Below are 18,090 nucleotides of genomic sequence, written 5' to 3' on the forward strand. Positions count from 1 at the left end.
ACAAAACCCGCACTTTACCACATTTTTGCCTTTTTGGGTTACTTTATGCCGATTTTTCGCCAATAAACTGTTTTTAAACCCACTGCAACAAGGAATAAAACAAATAAAAAGCCAACAACAAAGAATCCCATGCGATAACGCAGCGGTTGTATTGGCTCCCCCACATATGCAAGAAAAGTAACCAAATCTTGTAAATTCATATTAAATTGCCCAGAAGGCAATTCATGATTTAATGTGTCTAGAATATTTGGCATAGCAACGTCAGGAACAAGTCGGTTATTGGTTCCAAAAGGTCGTGCTTCATCCTTATAAAAACCATTGAGATAGCTATAGAGCCATCGCGTACCTTTTTCTCGAGCAACTAAAGATAAATCCGGAGGTACAACTCCAAACCATTGTTTTGCATCCTCTGGAGGCAAAGCAATACGAATAGGATCATTAATTGTTGCTTGAGTAAAAATTAGATTATTCTTTAATAAATCTTCATTTATTTGGCCATCAAACCGAGTTAAGCCCAATCCTTTGGCCATATGATTATAACGTAAATACTTCAAAGAGTGACAGCCAGAACAATAATTCATAAATAGCCGAGCACCTCTTTGCAAACTTGCCTTGTCTTGTACATTAAACTCAACTGGATCTGCGTATACAACTGGATTCACAAATAAACCTGAACATGCCAACAAGTAAAAAACGCCTGCTGTCTTATGCATTATCGCCCTCCTATGCGAGCAGGCAATGGACGCGTTGCTTCTAAACGAGTATAAAAAGGCATTAATAAAAAATAAGCGAAGTATAATCCAGTACTGACACGAGCCAAAAATAAGCGCACCGGTGTGACTGAGGTTGTTCCTAAATAACCCAATAACACAAAAGCAATGACACCAAGAAACAACATAATTCGTGAGTAGTTTCCTTTATAACGCATTGAACGTACTGAGCTGCGATCAAGCCAGGGTAACAAAAAAAGAAATAATAAAGCGAATCCCATACACATTACACCCAATAACTTATCTGGGATAGCCCGTAGCATGGCATAAAATGGTGACATATACCACATTGGTGCAATGTGATCTGGCGTAACTAAAGGATTAGCCGGGGTAAAATTATTATGCTCTAAAAAATAGCCGCCCATTTCGGGAGTGAAAAACACTACCGCAAAAAACAGAATGAGAAAAGCAAGTGTCATCACTAAATCTTTAATCACGTAATAAGGATGAAAAGGGATTTTATCTAAAGGCTCACCTTGTGCATCCCGCTGTTTTTTGATGTCGATCCCATCTGGATTATTAGAACCTACCTTATGTAATGCAACAACATGCAAGAACACCAGCATAAAGAGTAGCAGAGGAATAGCGATAACATGTAAAGCAAAAAAACGTTGTAATGTCGCGTTACCAACCGTGTAATCACCTCTTAACCACACCACGAGGCTTTTACCGATATAAGGTATTGCACTTAACAAGGAAGTGATTACCTCAGCCCCCCAATAGGACATTTGCCCCCAAGGCAATAAATAACCAAAAAAGGCACCGGCTAAAAGCAAGAGATATAAAAACATCCCTAAGAGCCAAACCAACTCCCTTGGTCTTTGGTACGAGCCATACAATAAACCACGAAACATATGTAAATAGATAACAATAAAAAATGCTGAGGCGCCAGTAGAATGCATGTAACGCAATAACCAACCAAAATTAACATCGCGCATTATATATTCTACAGAAGAAAAGGCCTGTTCCGCACTTGGAGTATAAAACATGGTAAGCCACAAACCAGTAATAAATTGGTTGGCCAAAACCACAAGTGCTAAAGAACCAAAAAAGTAAAAAAAATTTAAATTTTTAGGAAGATAATAAGCACTAAAATAATTTTTCCACGTGCTCATCAGCGGAAAACGCTCATCGATCCAATTAAGGAATCTATTCATTTAATCTAGCCTTGTTTTATTACTCATTGTATTTGTTGTAGCCTAGGTGCAGCGAAGGAGAACCCGGGACTGTAAACATAGTTTTCCCGGGTTTTGCTTCGCTGCACCCAAGCTACTAATTATATAGGCATAAAATTTATGCCTTATCCTCGCCAATAACAAGAGTATGCTTATCAATAAAATAATAGGGAGGAACCTCTAGATTAATTGGCGCAGGAACATCTTTAAAAACTCTGCCAGAAAGATCAAAAGTGGAACCATGACAGGGACAGAAAAAACCACCTGGCCACTCGGGGCCTAAATCACCAAGATTAGGTTTGTATTTAGGAGAGCAACCTAAATGCGTACAAATTCCTATAAGTACTAAATATTCTGGGTTAATGGATCGATATTCATTTTTTGCATAGGAGGGTTGCTGTTGGGTTAAAGAATGGGGGTCACGTAATTTTGAAGAATATGTGGATAACCGTTGCAGCATTTCTTGAGTTCGTCTGATTATCCATACGGGCCTGCCACGCCATTCAACAACGGCCTGCTCACCTGGTTCCAGTTTACTTAAATCCACCTGCACTGGAGCACCTTCTGCTTGCGCTTTGGCACTTGGTAACCAGGAAGCAACAAAGGGTGTTAAAGCACATAAAGCCCCTATACCTCCGAGCACACAGCCTGTAGTTAACAAAAATCGGCGACGATCTTCATCTACAAGATCGTTTTTCTCCTGCTCAGGATCAGCAATTATATTCACCATAGCATTTGTTTGTATGTAGTAGCCTGGGGGCAGCGAAGCAGAACCCGGGGATTACGATTTGTAAAGCCTGCTGCATCCAGGCTACGTAAACAAAAAACCCCGCAAATGCGGGGCCTTTGAACCAAAAAACGATTAACGTTTTGAGTATTGAGTTGCACGACGTGCTTTGTGCAAACCCACTTTCTTTCTTTCAACACGACGTGAATCACGAGTTAACAAACCACGTGCACGAAGCTTTCTGCGAACAGAATTTGGATTTGGCTCAGCATCTTCTGCTAATCCTTTTTCATCATAAGCAACTAAGGCTCTTGCGATACCTAAGCGTACAGCACCTGCTTGACCAGAAATTCCACCACCAGCTACTGTGATGTAAATATCAAACTTATTAACAAGATCAACTGTTTCTAATGGCTGCATAACAACCATGCAAGAGGTTTCACGACAGAAATATTCTTGTAAAGTACGACCGTTTACTTTGATGTCGCCTTTGCCTGGACGCAAAAACACACGAGCTGTTGAACTTTTTCTACGGCCGGTACCGTAGTATTGCTTCATTTCAGCCATAATACTTATTCCTCAATATCAAGTTGCTTGGGTTGCTGTGCAGTATGTGGATGCTCGCTACCAACATATACTTTTAGCTTACGATACATCTCTCTACCTAAAGGATTTTTAGGTAACATGCCTTTAACAGCAAGTTCGATAATTCTAACAGGATTTCTAGCCTGTAATTTTTCAAAACTATCTGATTTTATTCCACCTGGATATCCAGTGTGACGATAGTACATCTTATTAGTAAACTTACGGCCGGTCACAATAACCTTTTCCGCATTTGTAACAACGATGTAATCGCCTGTATCAACATGGGGGGTATACTCAGCTTTATGTTTGCCACGTAAACGACGGGCAATCTCAGTTGCTAAGCGACCCAAAACTTTATCGCTGGCATCAACCACTAACCAGTCACGTTTGACTTCATGGCTTTTGGCACTAAATGTCTTCATTAAATGAACTCCGAACCGCCTAAATTGGTAATCTTCTATCATGGACGGGCGATTTTAACCAAAACAGAAACATCCTACAAGTAAAAAAGGATAAAAATTTATAAGCAATTAATTAAATCCGTGTAAATATAACAAATTTCATACAAGAATCATAATGATTTTTGTTCTAATTGTAGCCTGGGTAATCGTACGAGGGATACTACGTTGTATCAGCATGTCTAGAAAATAATCTAAACTCATCCGTATTAGACGTTTTCCCTCATTGATATGCTTTGCTCAATTTGATACAGGTGGGCCTAGGTCCAACCTACACTCATTCTTGATCAATTAATAACTGCTCAACAACACCACCAGCAATTAAATGTTTTTCTATAATTTCGTCAATATCAGAAAAAGAGGAATAAGAGTACCATACCCCTTCAGGATAAATCACAATACAAGGACCTGAACTACAACGTCCAAGACAGCCTGATTTACTGACGCGCACTTTACCTGGACCATGCATCTCTAATTCCAGAAGCCGTGTCTTCATATAATCAAAAAAAGCTTCACCACCAGTATTGGCGCAGCATTGCTTGCCTGCAGCCTTTTGGTTGGTGCATAAAAGAACATGTTTGTTGTAATACATCAATGACTTACTTTCCTATAGACTCAATTTTTGTTTTTAACTTTAAACCTGGTTTAAAGGTTACCACTCTTCTAGCTACTACAGGAATTTCTTCTCCTGTTTTAGGATTTCTTCCTGGTCGTTGCGGCTTATCTCTTAAGGTGAAATTACCAAAACCAGATAATTTTACATGATGACCATGTTCAAGTGCATGCCGCAATTCTTCAAAAAAATTCTCGACCATTTCTTTTGATGCGGGTTTGGACAGTTTTAATTCATCACTCAAGGTTTCTGCCATTATTGCTTTGCTTAGTGCATTCACGATTATTCCCTCAATATGATTGAAAATTCATTTTCTAACGTATTGATTATAGCACTAATTAAAGAATTAATCTCGGCATCAACCAAAGTCCGACTTTCGTCCTGTAAGGTCATAGCAACCGCGAGACTTTTCTTTCCCTTAGGCACACCTTCACCAGTATAGACATCAAATATATCAAAGGATTTTAGCCAATTTTCATTAATCGTTCTACGGACAACTGATTCAATCTGCATGACACTAATATCGGTATCAACCAAAAATGACAAATCTCGGCGAATTTGTGGATATTTGGAAATTGTTTTGTAGCGTGGGGCCTCATGCCCTATTAATGCCGCTAAATTGATTTCAAAAAGCAAGACATCATGTTGTAAATCCAAGGCATCCGCTAAACGTGGATGTAACATACCTATCCATCCTGCAGGAGCTCCATTAATATTTATCTGGGCTGATTGGCCAGGATGTAATGCATCATGTGTGGCTGCAATAAATTCGACCTGCTTTAATTTGAGTGTGGCGAACAAAGATTGCAGATCGCCTTTCAGATCAAAGAAGTCAAAACAACGCGTAGACTCACTCCAATTAACTCCGCCATGTTCGCCCATCAACAAGCCTGCAACACAAGGTCGCTCAATGAGTTGCTCTTTATTCACATCAAAGACTACACCAATTTCAAAAAATTTAACCGCATTTTGTTGACGATGTACATTATAAATCATTGATGCAATTAAGCCTGGCCACATTCCTGCACGCATTTGCGATAATTCAGAAGAAATGGGATTCAGTAACTGCATAAATTCTTTATGTGGATAAAGTTCATGCTGAAGCTCAGGGTCAACAAAGCTATAGCTAATCGTCTCGTGATACCCTCTACCGCTAAACCATCGTGCAAGCTTGGTCGCTATTTCTTCATTCCCGCACGTTTTCCCTGCTTGCACAAATGTATAGGCAGGTTGCGCATGCAAATTATCATAGCCATACAGGCGAATGATTTCTTCAACTAAATCTACATCCTGTTGAATATCAAAACGATGCGAAGGAATAGTCACATCAAAAAAATTAGCCCGTTCTTTTGCAACTGTAATGCCCAGGCCTTCTAATAAACTTTTCATTTCGTTTTGTGAAATACTTAGCCCAGTTAATTTTTTAACCTTATCGGTATCAAAAGCAAAGCTTCTTATTTCGGGTAGATATTTTTTATCATGCGCTTCAATAACCGGTCCAACTTCGCCACCTGCTATTTCTAAGATTAATGCAGTAGCTCGCTCAAGCGCTTTCATCTGCAACCCAGGATCGACTCCACGCTCAAAACGTTGTGACGAATCACTGAATAAACCGAACTTTCTTGCAACGCCCGCGATAACGATAGGATTAAAGTAGGCGCTTTCCAAAAATACATTTTGTGTATGTGCTTGTACGGCACTTGCCTCTCCCCCCATAATGCCGGCCATTGCCAAAGGTGTTTCTTCGTCAGCAATAACCAATACTTTTTCATTGAGGGTTAATTTTTGCCCATCAAGCAATTCTAATTGTTCATCTGCTCTGCTAAATCGTACGTTAATTTCGCCTTTGACTGTTTCTAAGTCAAAAGCATGCATGGGTTGACCCAGTTCGAGCATCACGTAATTCATGATATCTACAATAGGATGCAAAGAACGAATACCACCACGACGTAAGCGTTCGCTCATCCATAAAGGAGTTGTTGCTTTAGGATTGATATTACGAATCACTCGCCCACAATAACGCGAGCAGGCCTCAGGATCCTGTAGTTGTATTGACAATACATCATCAATACTGGGGGTTATCTCAGGAATAGGTCGTGTCAATAAAGGTAATTTGTTCAACACTGCGACTTCGCGAGCAATCCCTAACACACTAAAACAATCGGCACGATTAGGTGTTAAATCAATATCGAAGACATGATCATCAAGCATTAGATATTCACGTAAATTCATCCCTACTGGGGCATCACTTTCTAATTCCATAATCCCTTCAGATTGCTCTGCCATGCCCAGTTCACTCACCGAACAAAGCATTCCTTGTGACAGCTCACCCCGTAGTTTAGATTCTTTAATATTAAAACCACCTGGCAAACGCGCTCCAACCATCGCTAATGCCACTTTTAATCCTGCTCTAACGTTAGAAGCACCACAAACGATTTGTAAAGGTTTGTCTGTATTTGCATTCACTTCACACACAGTCAACTTATCCGCATTAGGATGAGGCTTGGTACTAAGAACTTCGGCTACAATCACCTGGGTAAACTCTCCTGCTACGGGGCTCACTGCATCCACTTCTAGACCCGCCATAGTCAGTTGATGTGCTAATTCTTGTTCAGTTAATGAGAAATTCACCCATTCACGTAACCATAATTTACTTAATTTCATTTATAGTCCTTACCACCTGATTAAACTTTGTAGTACCCAATAGGCATATTGATTACTGTCTCTTTATTGGGCTTCAATTGTGCGCGTTCTTAAAATTGACTTAAAAAGGTAAGATCATTTTCAAACATCATACGTAAGTCATCGATTCCATAATACAGCATCGCCAGTCTATCCATACCCATGCCAAATGCCCATCCCTGATACTCATCAGGAGAGATATTCACTGCTTTTAGCACGTTAGGATGCACCATTCCGCAACCTAAAACCTCGAGCCATCCAGTAAATTTACAAGAACGACAGCCTTTACCACTGCATTGCGTACATTCAATATCAACTTCTGCAGAGGGTTCAGTAAAAGGAAAATAAGAGGGCCTAAACCGTAATGCTAATTTACGACCAAAGAAATCCGCAAAAAGATCTTCGAGCAATCCTTTTAAACCAGCTAAAGTAGCTTGTTTATCAATCAATAATCCTTCCACTTGATGGAACATGGGTGTGTGTGTCAAATCTGAATCACAACGATAAACTCGTCCTGGGGCAATTAAACGAAATGGAGGTTTGCGTTGCTCCATTGAGCGGATTTGTACTGGTGACGTGTGCGTCCTCAGTAAGCGGCCATCACCAAAATAAAATGTATCATGCATTGCACGTGCGGGGTGATGCCCGGGAATATTTAACGCTTCGAAATTATAAAATTCTGTTTCTATTTCAGGACCATCAATAATGTCAAAGCCCATACGGCTAAAAAACTCGTTAATCCTGTGCTTCACTTGCGTTACTGGATGCAATGAACCACTCTCCTTTTTACGTCCTGGAAGAGTGACATCGATACGCTCCGCTGAGAGTTTTTCTAATAATTGTTTTTCTTTGAGTTCAAGCATTTTCGTTTCAATCAATTCGCTGATTTCACGTTTTGCCAGATTCACTAATTGGCCTACTTTAGGTTTTTCTTCGGCAGATAGATGAGCAAGACTTTTTAAAATTTCGGTTAACTTCCCTTTTTTACCTAAAAAATCAACACGAATTGATTCTAATCCAGATACATCTTGCGCGTTCTTAATTGCTTCAGAAGCTTGCTCTTGTATGGTGATGATATCCTGCATAATTATACCCACAAGTAAAAAGGAGGCCGCAGCCTCCTTAAATAAATTTCATCTTTATTTTAATGTTCTTGATCACTTGCAGTCTGGATTAAGCATCACGAAGCCCGAGAATTTCTGACAATGCTGCGGATTACAACGATACTTTCACTCAGACTACAATAAAAACACTCACAAAGATTATTTTGCCAATGCAGCCTTAGCTTGTTCAGCAATTGCAGCAAAGGCTACTTTGTCATGAACAGCCATATCAGCCAATACCTTTCTATCCAATTCGATTGCTGCTTTTTTCAATCCATCAATCAAACGGCTATATGATAAACCGCACTCGCGGGCTTGTGCATTAATACGTGTAATCCACAATGCACGGAACTGACGTTTTTTCTGACGTCTGTCACGATATGCGTATTGGCCAGCTTTAATTACTGCTTGTTTCGCCATGCGATAGGTTCGACTACGGGCGCCGTAATAACCTTTTGCTTGGTCTAAAACTTTCTTGTGACGTGCTTTCGCAGTCACCCCACGTTTAACTCTTGGCATTTCTCATTCTCCCCTTAACTACCGTGCAACATGCGTGCTGCTAAACGTGCATCGCATGGCTTCAAAGTACCAGCTTCCACGCGCAAATGACGCTTCGCCTTGGTAGACTTTTTAGTGAGGATATGATTTCTATAAGCACCGCGACGTTTAATCGCGCCACTTGCTGTCTTACGGAAACGTTTAGACGCTCCGCGATGTGACTTCAACTTCGGCATAACAATATACTCCGCATTTATTCAGCTACTTAGTTTTTTTAGGTGCCAAGACCATCAGTAATTGTCTTCCTTCGCGTTTCGCATGCTGTTCAACAACTGCAAATTCAGCTGTATCTTGCTGCAACCGCTCAAGAATCTTCATACCGAGCTCTTGATGAGCCATCTCACGACCACGAAAACGTAGCGTAATTTTGACCTTATCACCGTGATTTAGGAAACGGATCAGGTTGCGTAGCTTGACCTGATAATCCCCATCTTCCGTCGTAGGACGGAATTTCAATTCTTTGACTTGAATTTGCTTCTGCTTTTTCTTCGCTTCAGCTTGTTTTTTACTCAATTCAAAGAGAAACTTGCCGTAATCCATGATACGGCATACAGGAGGTTTGGCTGATGGAGATATCTCCACGAGATCCAATCCACCTTCTTCCGCTGCACGCAGGGCTTCACGTGTTGAGACTATTCCTGCCTGATTACCATCGACATCAATTAAGCGTACCTCAGGTACATTGATCTGTTCATTAATTCGTGCGCGATCGCTTTCACGCTTAGTTGGTGCACTAATGGTTTAATCTCCCCTGCTTGTTAATTAACAATTGAACCTTTACGAGCAATTTCTTGCATCAAGGTATCACAAATTGTATCTATTGTCATCACACCTAAGTCAGCGCCTTCACGAGAACGCACAGCAACTTGGTTTGATTCCACTTCCTTATCTCCTATTACTAAAAGATAAGGTACTTTTTGTAAAGTATGTTCGCGAATTTTAAAACCAATTTTCTCATTTCTCAAGTCATAGTTAGCGCGAACACCTCTTTTTTGCAAAATTTGTGTTATTTTCTTCGCATACTCATTTTGTTTTTCACTAATTGTCAGGATCATTGCTTGCACTGGAGATAGCCATAAAGGCAGTTTCCCTGCATAGTGCTCTATCAAAATACCCATAAAACGCTCAAAAGATCCCAAAATTGCACGATGCAGCATCACTGGAACTTGCTTACTGCCATCTTCAGCAACATACGCAGCATCCAAACGTCCTGGCATCGAAAAATCAACTTGTATCGTCCCGCATTGCCAAATCCGTCCCAAGCAATCAGCTAACGAACATTCGATTTTGGGTCCGTAAAAAGCACCCTCACCTGGCGCATCAACCCATTCAATATGTCTATCTTTCATTGCTTGTTTTAAAGCATCCTCAGCCTTATCCCATACCTCATCGCTACCAACGCGCTTTTCAGGACGTAATGCCAAACGGTATTTAATCTCATTAAAACCAAAATCAGTATATACTGACTGCACCAGCTCCAGCATCATCGCTACTTCAGACTGAATTTGATCCTCTGTACAAAAGATGTGTGCATCGTCTTGGACCATGTTACGAACACGCATCAAACCATGTAACGCACCAGAGGGTTCACAGCGATGACAATTACCAAACTCAGAAAATCTCAATGGCAAATCTCTGTAGCTTTTTAACCCTTGATTGAATACTTGCACATGGCATGGGCAATTCATGGGTTTCACTGCATAGTGACGATTTTCTGTTTCAGTAACAAACATCTCATCTCTAAAATTAGCCCAGTGTCCTGATTTTTCCCACAATACTTTATCAACCAATTGTGGTGTTCTAATTTCTTGATAACCAAAATCAACCAATCGATTGCGCATGTAACGCTCAAGCTCTTGATAAATTGTCCAGCCTTTGGGATGCCAAAATACCATCCCAGGTGCAATATCTTGAAAATGGAATAGCTCTAAGCTTTTACCTAATTTACGATGATCACGTTTTTCAGCTTCTTCAATACGGAATAAATACTCTGCTAAAGATTTTTTATCAGCCCAGGCAGTACCATAAACACGTTGCAGCATTTCGTTATTGGAATCACCACGCCAATAGGCTCCAGCTAATTTGGTCAGTTTGAATGCCTTCAAAAATCCTGTGGAAGGAACATGAGGACCACGACAAAGATCTTCAAAATCGCCTTGCTTATATAAAGACAACACTTCATTTTCGGGAATATCAGCAATAATCTTCGCTTTATATTCCTCACCAATACTCTTGAAATACGCGATTGCCTCATCACGAGGAAGCTCTCTGCGCGCGACAGGGTAGTTCGCCTTGGCCAGTTCCACCATTTTTGCTTCTATTAACTCCAGATCTTCAGGAGTAAAAGCCCGTTGGAAGGCAAAATCATAATAAAAGCCATCTTCAATAATTGGACCTATAGTCACTTGAGCTGTTGGGAAAAGACTTTTCACTGCTTGCGCTAATAAGTGCGCTGTAGAATGACGAATCACCTCAAGGCTTTCTTCTTGTTTTTCAGTCAGAATAACCAAGGCACAATCGTGTTCAATAAGAAAAGAAGTATCGACCAGGCGATCATTAACACGACCGGCCAAAGCGGCTTTGGCTAGGCCAGGACTTATGCTATGAGCAACATCATAAACCGTTAAGGACGCTTCAAAATGTTTTATACTTCCATCAGGCAATTTAATGTTTGGCATAATTTTATCCGTAAGCACTAGGATCCGTTTACAATTCGCTAGTTTGAGCCTCAATACTGTTATTTTAAAGCACCGAAACACAACATACACAGAGTGTACGCGTATTGGAGCACATAAAATCGCAGCATTTTGGCCATGATATTAGAATTGTAAACAGACCCTACTTCTTTTCAAAAAAAAACCCTGCAAGGCAGGGCTTAAACCTTAAAAAAGGAGTTAATCTCAAGCATTCCCCAAACGAATGTGGGTGCTCCTGGAATACGATTTAGTTGCATGGTAGGCACGAGTGGGATCGAACCACCGACCACCACCATGTCAAGGTGGTGCTCTACCACTGAGCTACGTGCCTATAAAACGACCTGCATACACATTGGTGTGAAGTATATAATAAGGTGATATTACAAAGCAATCATTTAGATTATTTTGTATTAATAAATAGTCTATTTGCGGCTGTACTTATCTTATTTATAGAAATACGCCCCTAAGACCTAAGCCAGATCTTAGGAAGGCTTAAATGGAGGGGAACCATTCAAGCCATGATATTGCGAGGTTAACTGCTATGAGTTATCCACTTTTTCTTCTATTGGACTGTAATTGTGATATGTGTTCCATCTTATATCACGTGCTTCCTTGTTGGGACTATTCAAAACCATTTCCATAGGTTTCGGATACATTATACTTTTTCACCCCAAAGTGTCAACCGTTGATTTCCAATAGAAACTTAAAGTTTCCAAAATTTGTTTATTTTGAATTTAATGTTTCGTTTGATATACTATGTTTCACATCAAATTGAAACGCCGAATAACTATGATGGACAAAATTCATCTGACAAAACAATTTGCAGATCGTTTACGAGATGCCATGATCGCGGCAGGATTTAATTCACAACGCTCTACTTCAGGGGTATGTATCCATAAGCTGTCTGCAATTACGGGGTATTCAGTACAAATATGCCGTAAATATCTTCGTGGTGAAGCCATCCCAGAACCAGTTAAATTGGTGGAAATCGCAATGAAGCTTCATGTGTCGCCCGGCTGGCTATTATTTGGGAGCGCGCAAAACGATGAGGGAGTTGTTCGAGAAAAAATAACCGTTAATAAAAATTTACTTCATTATCTACTCACCAAGGCCTCATGTCTTTATCACAGTACGCTTTTAGAACATGAGATACCTAATTTTTTAATAGAATTAATCAACGATGTTAGTCTAATTAATGCGGATGAAGAGCAGTCTAAAAAAATTATTGATTTGGCTTTAGCGTCAGTGAAACACTTTAGCCATTCTCATGGAACATAAAAACAAATGACATTTGCTCCTTACCCCTTCTATATAGTTCTCCATTTGACTCAATAGTGGTATCATTGCATTTTAAAAAAACACCCTGAGTTTATATGTTACTCCATTATCTGTTCGTCATAGGTATTTGTGTTGAGGCGATCACTGGCGCATTAGCAGCTGGCCGCAAAAAAATGGACTTCTTTGGCGTCATGCTCATTGCAAGTATTACTGCATTAGGCGGTGGGACAGTAAGAGATGCTCTATTTAATACTTATCCATTAACTTGGGTCATTCATCCTGAATATCTGTTGTATACCTCACTAGCTGCATTCTTAACTATATTTATTGCTCATTCCTTGATTCGAATTATGAAAATATTTTTAATCCTCGACGCTCTTGGATTATCTACTTTTGTGATTATTGGCACTCAAAAAGCATTACATCATGGTTTATCCCCCAGCATCGCCATTATTAGTGGAATGATCACGGGTATTTGTGGTGGCATGTTACGGGATATTTTATGTAACGATATCCCTCTGGTATTGAGAAAAGAACTGTATGCAGTGATTGCTCTTGCCGGTGCATTACTCTTTATTACCTTAGATTATTTTCATACCCCAGAAAACATCAATATAATAATTACCTTAATTAGTATTTTTAGCGCTCGTCTATTGGCTATTTTCTTTCATATTGAAATACCTATCTTTGACTATTCAGAAAGTATTAAAAAGCGGGGACGAAAATCGTAAGGGGAGAATTGTCGCCTGGGTAAAGCGCAGCGGAACCCGGGTTTCGCTGCGCTTTACCCAGGCTACCCTAAAATTACACTTAAACTTCTTTAACTTCGAGAATGCTCACTTCCTCTACAGGTACATCAGCATGCCCCATTTGTTGTCCTGTTTTGACTTTGGCAATAGAATCCACAACATCCATACCGTCAACAACTTCACCAAAGACACAATATCCATATCCTTGCATGTGCTCACCACTGTAGTTTAGAAACGCATTATCAGCAACGTTAATAAAAAATTGTGCCGTTGCAGAATGAGGATCCATGGTTCGTGCCATTGCAATAGAACCACGTTTATTTGCCTTGGCATTTTTTGCTTCATTCTTAATGGGCTCATTAGTAGACTTCTGCTTCATTTCTGAATCAAAACCACCACCTTGAATCATAAAACCGGCAATAACACGATGGAAAATTGTATTATTATAGAAACCACTGCGCACATAATTGAGAAAATTTTCTGCTGTAGCTGGCGTATTCTCTGTATCTAACTGTATATGAATATCACCTTTAGATGTGCTAATTACAACCATTTTATCTCCTGTTATTTTTTAGATTAATAGATGAATCCATATAAAAAGCATTGCTTTTTACAGGATAATATATTCGTTAATGACATAAACGAGCATAAGATCCCTTTTAGTTCGAACTCTCATTAATTATCAACTCACGCATTTTATCACAAACATCGTGCATTACATGAACATTATGAATACTTGCCAACGCGGTAAATAAATTTGTTTTTTGCTTTGCTAGCTGATGCAAATAAGAACGTGAATAATTTTGGCAGGTATAACAAGAACACTGTGCCATGATGGGTGACATATCATCAGCAAAACATGATTTCTTTATTTGAATACGTTCATTTTCATACTCACTGGCAAAACGCAACCAATTGCCTTCGCGAATTAACTCACCGCAATATAAAGATCCATGGCGTGCATTACGTGTTGGCGCAACACAATCAAACATATCAATTCCTTCGGCAACTACGTCCAAAAGATCTTGTGGGGACATGCCAACTCCCATGGTATAGCGCGGTTTATTTTCTGGTAAATAATCACGCACCCAACGAATGACTTCAACCGTAGTTTTCATATCAAAACCAATTGTTTCACCACCAATTGCAATCCCATCCGTATTCATTGAGGTAATAAAATCCGCACTTTCGCGACGTAAGTCTTTAAAAGTTCCTCCTTGAATAATTCCAAAAAGTGCTTGCTCGTAACCATATCGCGAATTGGGATGTTGTTGGTGGTAGTGCATAGATTGTTTTAACCAACGATGTGTGCGCTCCATGATGTGGCTGACTTCATCTTTAGTACAACTATCTGGCGTACATTGATCAAAAGCCATGATAATATCCGCACCAATGATCTTTTGGGTTTCCAAAGACATTTCCGGAGTCATATGGATCAGTCGCTGACTGCCAGGTAATTTAAAATGAGCTCCTTCCTCATCAATAGTGCAAATTTCTTCATTCTTGGAAAGGCTAAAAACCTGAAAACCACCGCTATCGGTTAACATTGGGCCGTGCCAACCCATGAAAGGATGCATTCCCCCTGCTTTTTCAATAACGTCCATGCCTGGGGCACACAACATATGATAAGTATTACCACCTAAGATAATTTGGCTGTGTGCATCTCGCAATTCGATGGGAGTCATATTATTTACACCCGCACGGGTACCAACAGGCATAAAAACAGGGGTAATAAACTCACCATGGGCGGTAGTAACCCGTGTCACTCGGGCTTGAGTGGCTGAGTGCTTATGCAACACATTGCAAGAAAAGGTTTTCATTTGCTTAAAATAATTCAAAAAAACCGATGATAGCTAAGTCAAACGCGGATTACCAGCATTAGCCATGTTAATCATGAATCAATCTATGATATCATGCGCAAAAACCGATGGAAGCACGGCCTTATTCATCCCCATTCTAAAAAGGATATGAAAAATATGCCCAGTTCAAATTCTAATTTATTCATGATCGATATAGAAGGCATAGAACTTTCAGCTATGGAACGGGAAATTATAAAGCATCCCCATGTAGGCTCCGTCATTCTTTTCACACGTAATTTTACAAGTCCTCAACAGTTAGAGCAGTTAATTCGCGAAATCCGTGACATCGACCCCAATATTTTTGTAGCAACCGATCACGAAGGTGGTTTTGTGCAACGCTTTTTACGCCAGGGGTTTCGTTCCTTACCTGCATCCCGCGTTTATGGCGATGTCTATGACCTAAACCCTGAAGTTGGTATCCAGCTTGCAAAACAATATGGCGAAGTTATGGCCAAAGACCTGTTGGCATGTGGCGTTGATGTAAGTCTCGCACCAGTCCTGGATTTACATGGTCAAAGTCGTGTTATTGCGCATTTGGACCGTGCTTTTCATCATGAGCCGGAGGCAATTATTGCTTTGGCAAGCGCTTTTATTGAGGGCATGCATGCAGCAGGTATGCCTGCTGTTGCCAAACATTTTCCCGGCCATGGTTCGGTCAGTGCTGATTCACACAGTACAATGCCCATTTCTTTTGCATCAATGGACGAATTAAAATCTAAAGATTTGAAGCCTTTTATCGAACTGATTAAAAGAGGATTGCTCAATGCCATCATGCCGGCACATATAACTTATAAAGAAATCGACGCAAACAAACCTGCTGGCTTTTCAACAATCTGGTTGCAAGAGGTATTACGCCATGAATTGAAGTTTGACGGTTTGATTTTAAGCGATTGCTTGAGTATGACCGGTGCCGATATCGGCAATTTGATGACGCGTACAGAAGAAGCACTTAAAGCAGGCTGTGATATGTTGATTGTCTGCCACCAACCACGCCAAGTATTACTCGAGTTATTACAAAAAATCACATTATCACAAACATCAGCCTCAGCCGCACGCATCACTCATTTTAAAAATCAGATGCTTCGTTTTGTACATCCAGAGCAAAATCAGCTCAAACCTTATTTATCAACAATAGCTCAAGAAAAAGATTCTGCTGTTGTGAGCAAAAATCAGCAGTTCAACACCTCAGAAACGATTTAAGTTGTTGTAGCCTGGGTGCAGTGTCGCGAAACCGGGTTTTTGTGTGGCATGTCCCGTTAAACCCATGTTTCGCGGCACTGCATCCAGGCTAAAAACTAGAAATTATCTTCGCGAAGCTTACTTAATCGCGTCTGCCAAAATAAGAGGCATCCCATTAGGGCCATGAATAAAAAATACATGGCACTCCATCCCGGCATCGAGATTCCGAATAAATGCCAATTGGCTTCAGCACAATCTCCAGTTCCTAAAAATAAAGCTTTGACTACAGTTTGCCACGGTAGGTAACGCATTAAAATATCTAAGCTTGGCATACACGCAGGAGCTTGCCCCGCAGGTAAGGACTGTAACCACAATTGACGTAAAGAAAAGTATAGTCCCGCACATGCAATGAGAATTTGCAAGAAACTAATAAGACGCGCCTTTTTTAAGGTTCGAAAACTTAATCCCATAACTGCCAATAATAAAAGAACGCAAACGCGTTGCATGATGCATAAAGGACAAGGGACAAGGCCATCAATATATTGAAAATAAAAAGAAGCAAATAATACCAACACGGTTAGTATGGCATTAAACGTTTGCATTTTTTTAAAAGTAACTTTTGTCATGATTTTGGCAACATATAGGATATCGCAGCACGAAGATCATCATCGCTGCATTTAATACACGTTCCTTTTGCAGGCATAGCATTCAATCCTTTTATTGAAGAGGCAAGTAAATCATCTAATGTTTTCCCGGCCAAGCGCGGTTTCCAATCTTGTTCATTTCTGAATTTTGGTGCTCCCGCAAGACCATCGCGATGGCAAACGATACAATATTGTTGGTACGTTTCTTCTCCGGGCTCTGTTTTTGTCGCTACATTATTAGTCATTTTATTATCGGCTTGGCCTTGTACCGAAACCTCCCCTACAGGTTGAATTCTTAATTGCATTTCCTGTTGTCGCAACTCACCACATGCATACAACGCAAATGAACAAAACCATAATATTAAAAACAGCAACCTCATGCCCATACACCTCATGATAATAATTTAGGATAATACCCAGAAGTAAGTTTTTTTTCCAGCGTGATTAAAAGCAAATAAGCGGAAAATCATTTTATTTCCTTGCAACAATCTTCAAACTATAATGGATCTTTAAAACAGCAATTGATGGGGACAAAACATGGTACAAGCAATTCCACCAGGATTTCATACTGTAACGCCAACCCTTACTTTTAAAAATTGTGCAAAAGCAATTGAGTTTTACCAAAAAGCATTTAATGCCAAACCGCTACATATTTTCCCATCGTTAAATGGAAAAGGTATTATGCACGCCCGCCTACAAATTGGTAACTCCACCCTGATGATGAGTGACGAAATGGATGGTGAAAATTGCGCTCAAAGCGCGGAAACCCTTGGTAAATCTCCAATTGGATTCTTTGTATATGTTTCTGATGCAGATTCTATGCTACAACAAGCAGTATCTGCTGGTGGACAAATTACTATGCCCATAGCAGACATGTTTTGGGGGGATCGTGCAGGACAAATTAAAGACCCCTTTGGTTACTCTTGGATGATTGCTACACATACCCAAGATTTTACTGATGAAGAAATCAGAAAAAACGCAGCAGATTTCTTTGCCTCTTTAGCAACAAAATAA

General features: G+C 40.1%; 21 protein-coding genes and 1 tRNA gene. 4 read left to right on the forward strand and 18 right to left on the reverse strand.

Going from position 1 to position 18,090, the window contains the following annotated elements:
* Nucleotides 1-38: 38 nt before the first annotated feature.
* The 14 genes from BGO44_RS18065 to BGO44_RS18130 all read right to left on the reverse strand — a co-directional run bounded on the left by BGO44_RS18065 (nt 39) and on the right by BGO44_RS18130 (nt 11,698).
* Nucleotides 39-716: a cytochrome c1 gene (locus tag BGO44_RS18065; RefSeq protein WP_416338565.1), complete on the reverse strand. Its 678-nt coding sequence runs from the start codon at nt 714-716 to the stop codon at nt 39-41.
* Entirely contained in the window at nt 713-1,927 is a 1,215-nt protein-coding gene (locus BGO44_RS18070; RefSeq protein ID WP_058510609.1) for a cytochrome b, read from the reverse strand. Before BGO44_RS18070 ends, BGO44_RS18065 begins: the two co-directional genes overlap by 4 nt.
* 136 nt (nt 1,928-2,063) lie before the next feature.
* On the reverse strand, nt 2,064-2,675 hold the full coding sequence (petA, locus tag BGO44_RS18075) for a ubiquinol-cytochrome c reductase iron-sulfur subunit (protein WP_273199313.1): 612 nt from the start codon (nt 2,673-2,675) through the stop codon (nt 2,064-2,066).
* A gap of 132 nt (nt 2,676-2,807) precedes the next feature.
* Complete coding sequence (gene rpsI / locus BGO44_RS18080) at nt 2,808-3,239, reverse strand: 30S ribosomal protein S9 (protein WP_058510611.1); 432 nt, start codon at nt 3,237-3,239, stop codon at nt 2,808-2,810.
* A gap of 5 nt (nt 3,240-3,244) precedes the next feature.
* Entirely contained in the window at nt 3,245-3,679 is a 435-nt protein-coding gene (rplM, locus tag BGO44_RS18085; protein ID WP_058510612.1) for a 50S ribosomal protein L13, read from the reverse strand.
* A gap of 313 nt (nt 3,680-3,992) precedes the next feature.
* Entirely contained in the window at nt 3,993-4,307 is a 315-nt protein-coding gene (locus tag BGO44_RS18090) for a (2Fe-2S) ferredoxin domain-containing protein (protein WP_273199314.1), read from the reverse strand.
* Nucleotides 4,308-4,314: 7 nt separating this feature from the next.
* The gene (locus BGO44_RS18095; RefSeq protein ID WP_028380711.1) at nt 4,315-4,608 is read right to left on the reverse strand and encodes an integration host factor subunit alpha; all 294 of its coding nucleotides are present in this window, start codon (nt 4,606-4,608) and stop codon (nt 4,315-4,317) included.
* A gap of 2 nt (nt 4,609-4,610) precedes the next feature.
* A complete protein-coding gene (gene pheT / locus BGO44_RS18100) occupies nt 4,611-6,992 on the reverse strand; it encodes a phenylalanine--tRNA ligase subunit beta (protein ID WP_273199316.1) in 2,382 nt (793 codons plus the stop codon).
* An 89-nt stretch (nt 6,993-7,081) separates the two neighbouring features.
* Complete coding sequence (pheS, locus tag BGO44_RS18105) at nt 7,082-8,095, reverse strand: phenylalanine--tRNA ligase subunit alpha (protein ID WP_058510615.1); 1,014 nt, start codon at nt 8,093-8,095, stop codon at nt 7,082-7,084.
* 177 nt (nt 8,096-8,272) lie between these two features.
* Nucleotides 8,273-8,632 (reverse strand): 50S ribosomal protein L20, encoded by a 360-nt coding sequence (gene rplT / locus BGO44_RS18110; RefSeq protein WP_058510616.1) that lies wholly within the window; start codon nt 8,630-8,632, stop codon nt 8,273-8,275.
* Between the two features lie 14 nt (nt 8,633-8,646).
* Nucleotides 8,647-8,847, reverse strand: a complete 201-nt coding sequence (gene rpmI / locus BGO44_RS18115; RefSeq protein WP_082650800.1) for a 50S ribosomal protein L35 — start codon at nt 8,845-8,847, stop codon at nt 8,647-8,649.
* A gap of 25 nt (nt 8,848-8,872) precedes the next feature.
* Nucleotides 8,873-9,409, reverse strand: a complete 537-nt coding sequence (infC, locus tag BGO44_RS18120; RefSeq protein ID WP_058510617.1) for a translation initiation factor IF-3 — start codon at nt 9,407-9,409, stop codon at nt 8,873-8,875.
* Nucleotides 9,410-9,429: 20 nt separating this feature from the next.
* Nucleotides 9,430-11,349: a threonine--tRNA ligase gene (thrS, locus tag BGO44_RS18125; RefSeq protein WP_273199318.1), complete on the reverse strand. Its 1,920-nt coding sequence runs from the start codon at nt 11,347-11,349 to the stop codon at nt 9,430-9,432.
* A 274-nt stretch (nt 11,350-11,623) separates the two neighbouring features.
* A tRNA-Val gene (locus BGO44_RS18130) sits at nt 11,624-11,698 on the reverse strand.
* A gap of 461 nt (nt 11,699-12,159) precedes the next feature.
* Between BGO44_RS18130 and BGO44_RS18135 the strand changes: the two genes are divergently transcribed.
* Together BGO44_RS18135 and BGO44_RS18140 are read left to right on the forward strand one after the other, a co-directional pair.
* Nucleotides 12,160-12,645 (forward strand): helix-turn-helix domain-containing protein, encoded by a 486-nt coding sequence (locus BGO44_RS18135; protein ID WP_058511696.1) that lies wholly within the window; start codon nt 12,160-12,162, stop codon nt 12,643-12,645.
* 95 nt (nt 12,646-12,740) lie between these two features.
* Nucleotides 12,741-13,376 carry a trimeric intracellular cation channel family protein gene (locus BGO44_RS18140; protein WP_058510619.1) on the forward strand — a complete coding sequence of 212 codons (636 nt, stop codon included), beginning with the start codon at nt 12,741-12,743 and terminating at the stop codon, nt 13,374-13,376.
* Between the two features lie 79 nt (nt 13,377-13,455).
* Here the strand turns inward: BGO44_RS18140 and BGO44_RS18145 are convergent, their stop codons facing one another.
* Both BGO44_RS18145 and tgt read right to left on the reverse strand, forming a co-directional pair.
* Nucleotides 13,456-13,947, reverse strand: coding sequence for a peptidylprolyl isomerase (locus BGO44_RS18145; protein WP_273199319.1), 492 nt, complete (start codon nt 13,945-13,947; stop codon nt 13,456-13,458).
* Between the two features lie 106 nt (nt 13,948-14,053).
* Complete coding sequence (gene tgt / locus BGO44_RS18150; RefSeq protein ID WP_058510621.1) at nt 14,054-15,214, reverse strand: tRNA guanosine(34) transglycosylase Tgt; 1,161 nt, start codon at nt 15,212-15,214, stop codon at nt 14,054-14,056.
* Nucleotides 15,215-15,370: 156 nt separating this feature from the next.
* Here tgt and nagZ point away from each other — a divergent pair, with 156 nt between their 5' ends.
* Nucleotides 15,371-16,453 (forward strand): beta-N-acetylhexosaminidase, encoded by a 1,083-nt coding sequence (gene nagZ / locus BGO44_RS18155; protein WP_058510622.1) that lies wholly within the window; start codon nt 15,371-15,373, stop codon nt 16,451-16,453.
* A 95-nt stretch (nt 16,454-16,548) separates the two neighbouring features.
* Here the strand turns inward: nagZ and BGO44_RS18160 are convergent, their stop codons facing one another.
* Together BGO44_RS18160 and BGO44_RS18165 are read right to left on the reverse strand one after the other, a co-directional pair.
* Complete coding sequence (locus tag BGO44_RS18160; protein WP_058510623.1) at nt 16,549-17,058, reverse strand: disulfide bond formation protein B; 510 nt, start codon at nt 17,056-17,058, stop codon at nt 16,549-16,551.
* On the reverse strand, nt 17,055-17,456 hold the full coding sequence (locus BGO44_RS18165) for a c-type cytochrome (RefSeq protein ID WP_058511697.1): 402 nt from the start codon (nt 17,454-17,456) through the stop codon (nt 17,055-17,057). Before BGO44_RS18165 ends, BGO44_RS18160 begins: the two co-directional genes overlap by 4 nt.
* A 157-nt stretch (nt 17,457-17,613) precedes the next feature.
* Here BGO44_RS18165 and BGO44_RS18170 point away from each other — a divergent pair, with 157 nt between their 5' ends.
* Entirely contained in the window at nt 17,614-18,090 is a 477-nt protein-coding gene (locus BGO44_RS18170) for a VOC family protein (RefSeq protein WP_273199321.1), read from the forward strand.

This window comes from Legionella sp. 39-23 (genome assembly GCF_001897665.1).
GTDB classification, from domain to species: Bacteria; Pseudomonadota; Gammaproteobacteria; order Legionellales; family Legionellaceae; genus Legionella; species Legionella steelei.

Bases quoted from the DNA above. Each gene is read 5' to 3' on its own strand.
- BGO44_RS18160 (WP_058510623.1), bottom strand. From the start codon at position 17,058: ATGACAAAAGTTACTTTTAAAAAAATGCAAACGTTTAATGCCATACTA.
- thrS (WP_273199318.1), bottom strand. From the start codon at position 11,349: ATGCCAAACATTAAATTGCCTGATGGAAGTATAAAACATTTTGAAGCG.
- rplT (WP_058510616.1), bottom strand. From the start codon at position 8,632: ATGCCAAGAGTTAAACGTGGGGTGACTGCGAAAGCACGTCACAAGAAA.
- BGO44_RS18145 (WP_273199319.1), bottom strand. From the start codon at position 13,947: ATGGTTGTAATTAGCACATCTAAAGGTGATATTCATATACAGTTAGAT.
- BGO44_RS18170 (WP_273199321.1), top strand. From the start codon at position 17,614: ATGGTACAAGCAATTCCACCAGGATTTCATACTGTAACGCCAACCCTT.
- tgt (WP_058510621.1), bottom strand. From the start codon at position 15,214: ATGAAAACCTTTTCTTGCAATGTGTTGCATAAGCACTCAGCCACTCAA.
- nagZ (WP_058510622.1), top strand. From the start codon at position 15,371: ATGCCCAGTTCAAATTCTAATTTATTCATGATCGATATAGAAGGCATA.
- rpmI (WP_082650800.1), bottom strand. From the start codon at position 8,847: ATGCCGAAGTTGAAGTCACATCGCGGAGCGTCTAAACGTTTCCGTAAG.
- BGO44_RS18070 (WP_058510609.1), bottom strand. From the start codon at position 1,927: ATGAATAGATTCCTTAATTGGATCGATGAGCGTTTTCCGCTGATGAGC.
- petA (WP_273199313.1), bottom strand. From the start codon at position 2,675: ATGGTGAATATAATTGCTGATCCTGAGCAGGAGAAAAACGATCTTGTA.
- pheS (WP_058510615.1), bottom strand. From the start codon at position 8,095: ATGCAGGATATCATCACCATACAAGAGCAAGCTTCTGAAGCAATTAAG.
- rplM (WP_058510612.1), bottom strand. From the start codon at position 3,679: ATGAAGACATTTAGTGCCAAAAGCCATGAAGTCAAACGTGACTGGTTA.
- BGO44_RS18165 (WP_058511697.1), bottom strand. From the start codon at position 17,456: ATGAGGTTGCTGTTTTTAATATTATGGTTTTGTTCATTTGCGTTGTAT.
- BGO44_RS18090 (WP_273199314.1), bottom strand. From the start codon at position 4,307: ATGTATTACAACAAACATGTTCTTTTATGCACCAACCAAAAGGCTGCA.
- BGO44_RS18135 (WP_058511696.1), top strand. From the start codon at position 12,160: ATGGACAAAATTCATCTGACAAAACAATTTGCAGATCGTTTACGAGAT.
- rpsI (WP_058510611.1), bottom strand. From the start codon at position 3,239: ATGGCTGAAATGAAGCAATACTACGGTACCGGCCGTAGAAAAAGTTCA.
- BGO44_RS18140 (WP_058510619.1), top strand. From the start codon at position 12,741: ATGTTACTCCATTATCTGTTCGTCATAGGTATTTGTGTTGAGGCGATC.
- pheT (WP_273199316.1), bottom strand. From the start codon at position 6,992: ATGAAATTAAGTAAATTATGGTTACGTGAATGGGTGAATTTCTCATTA.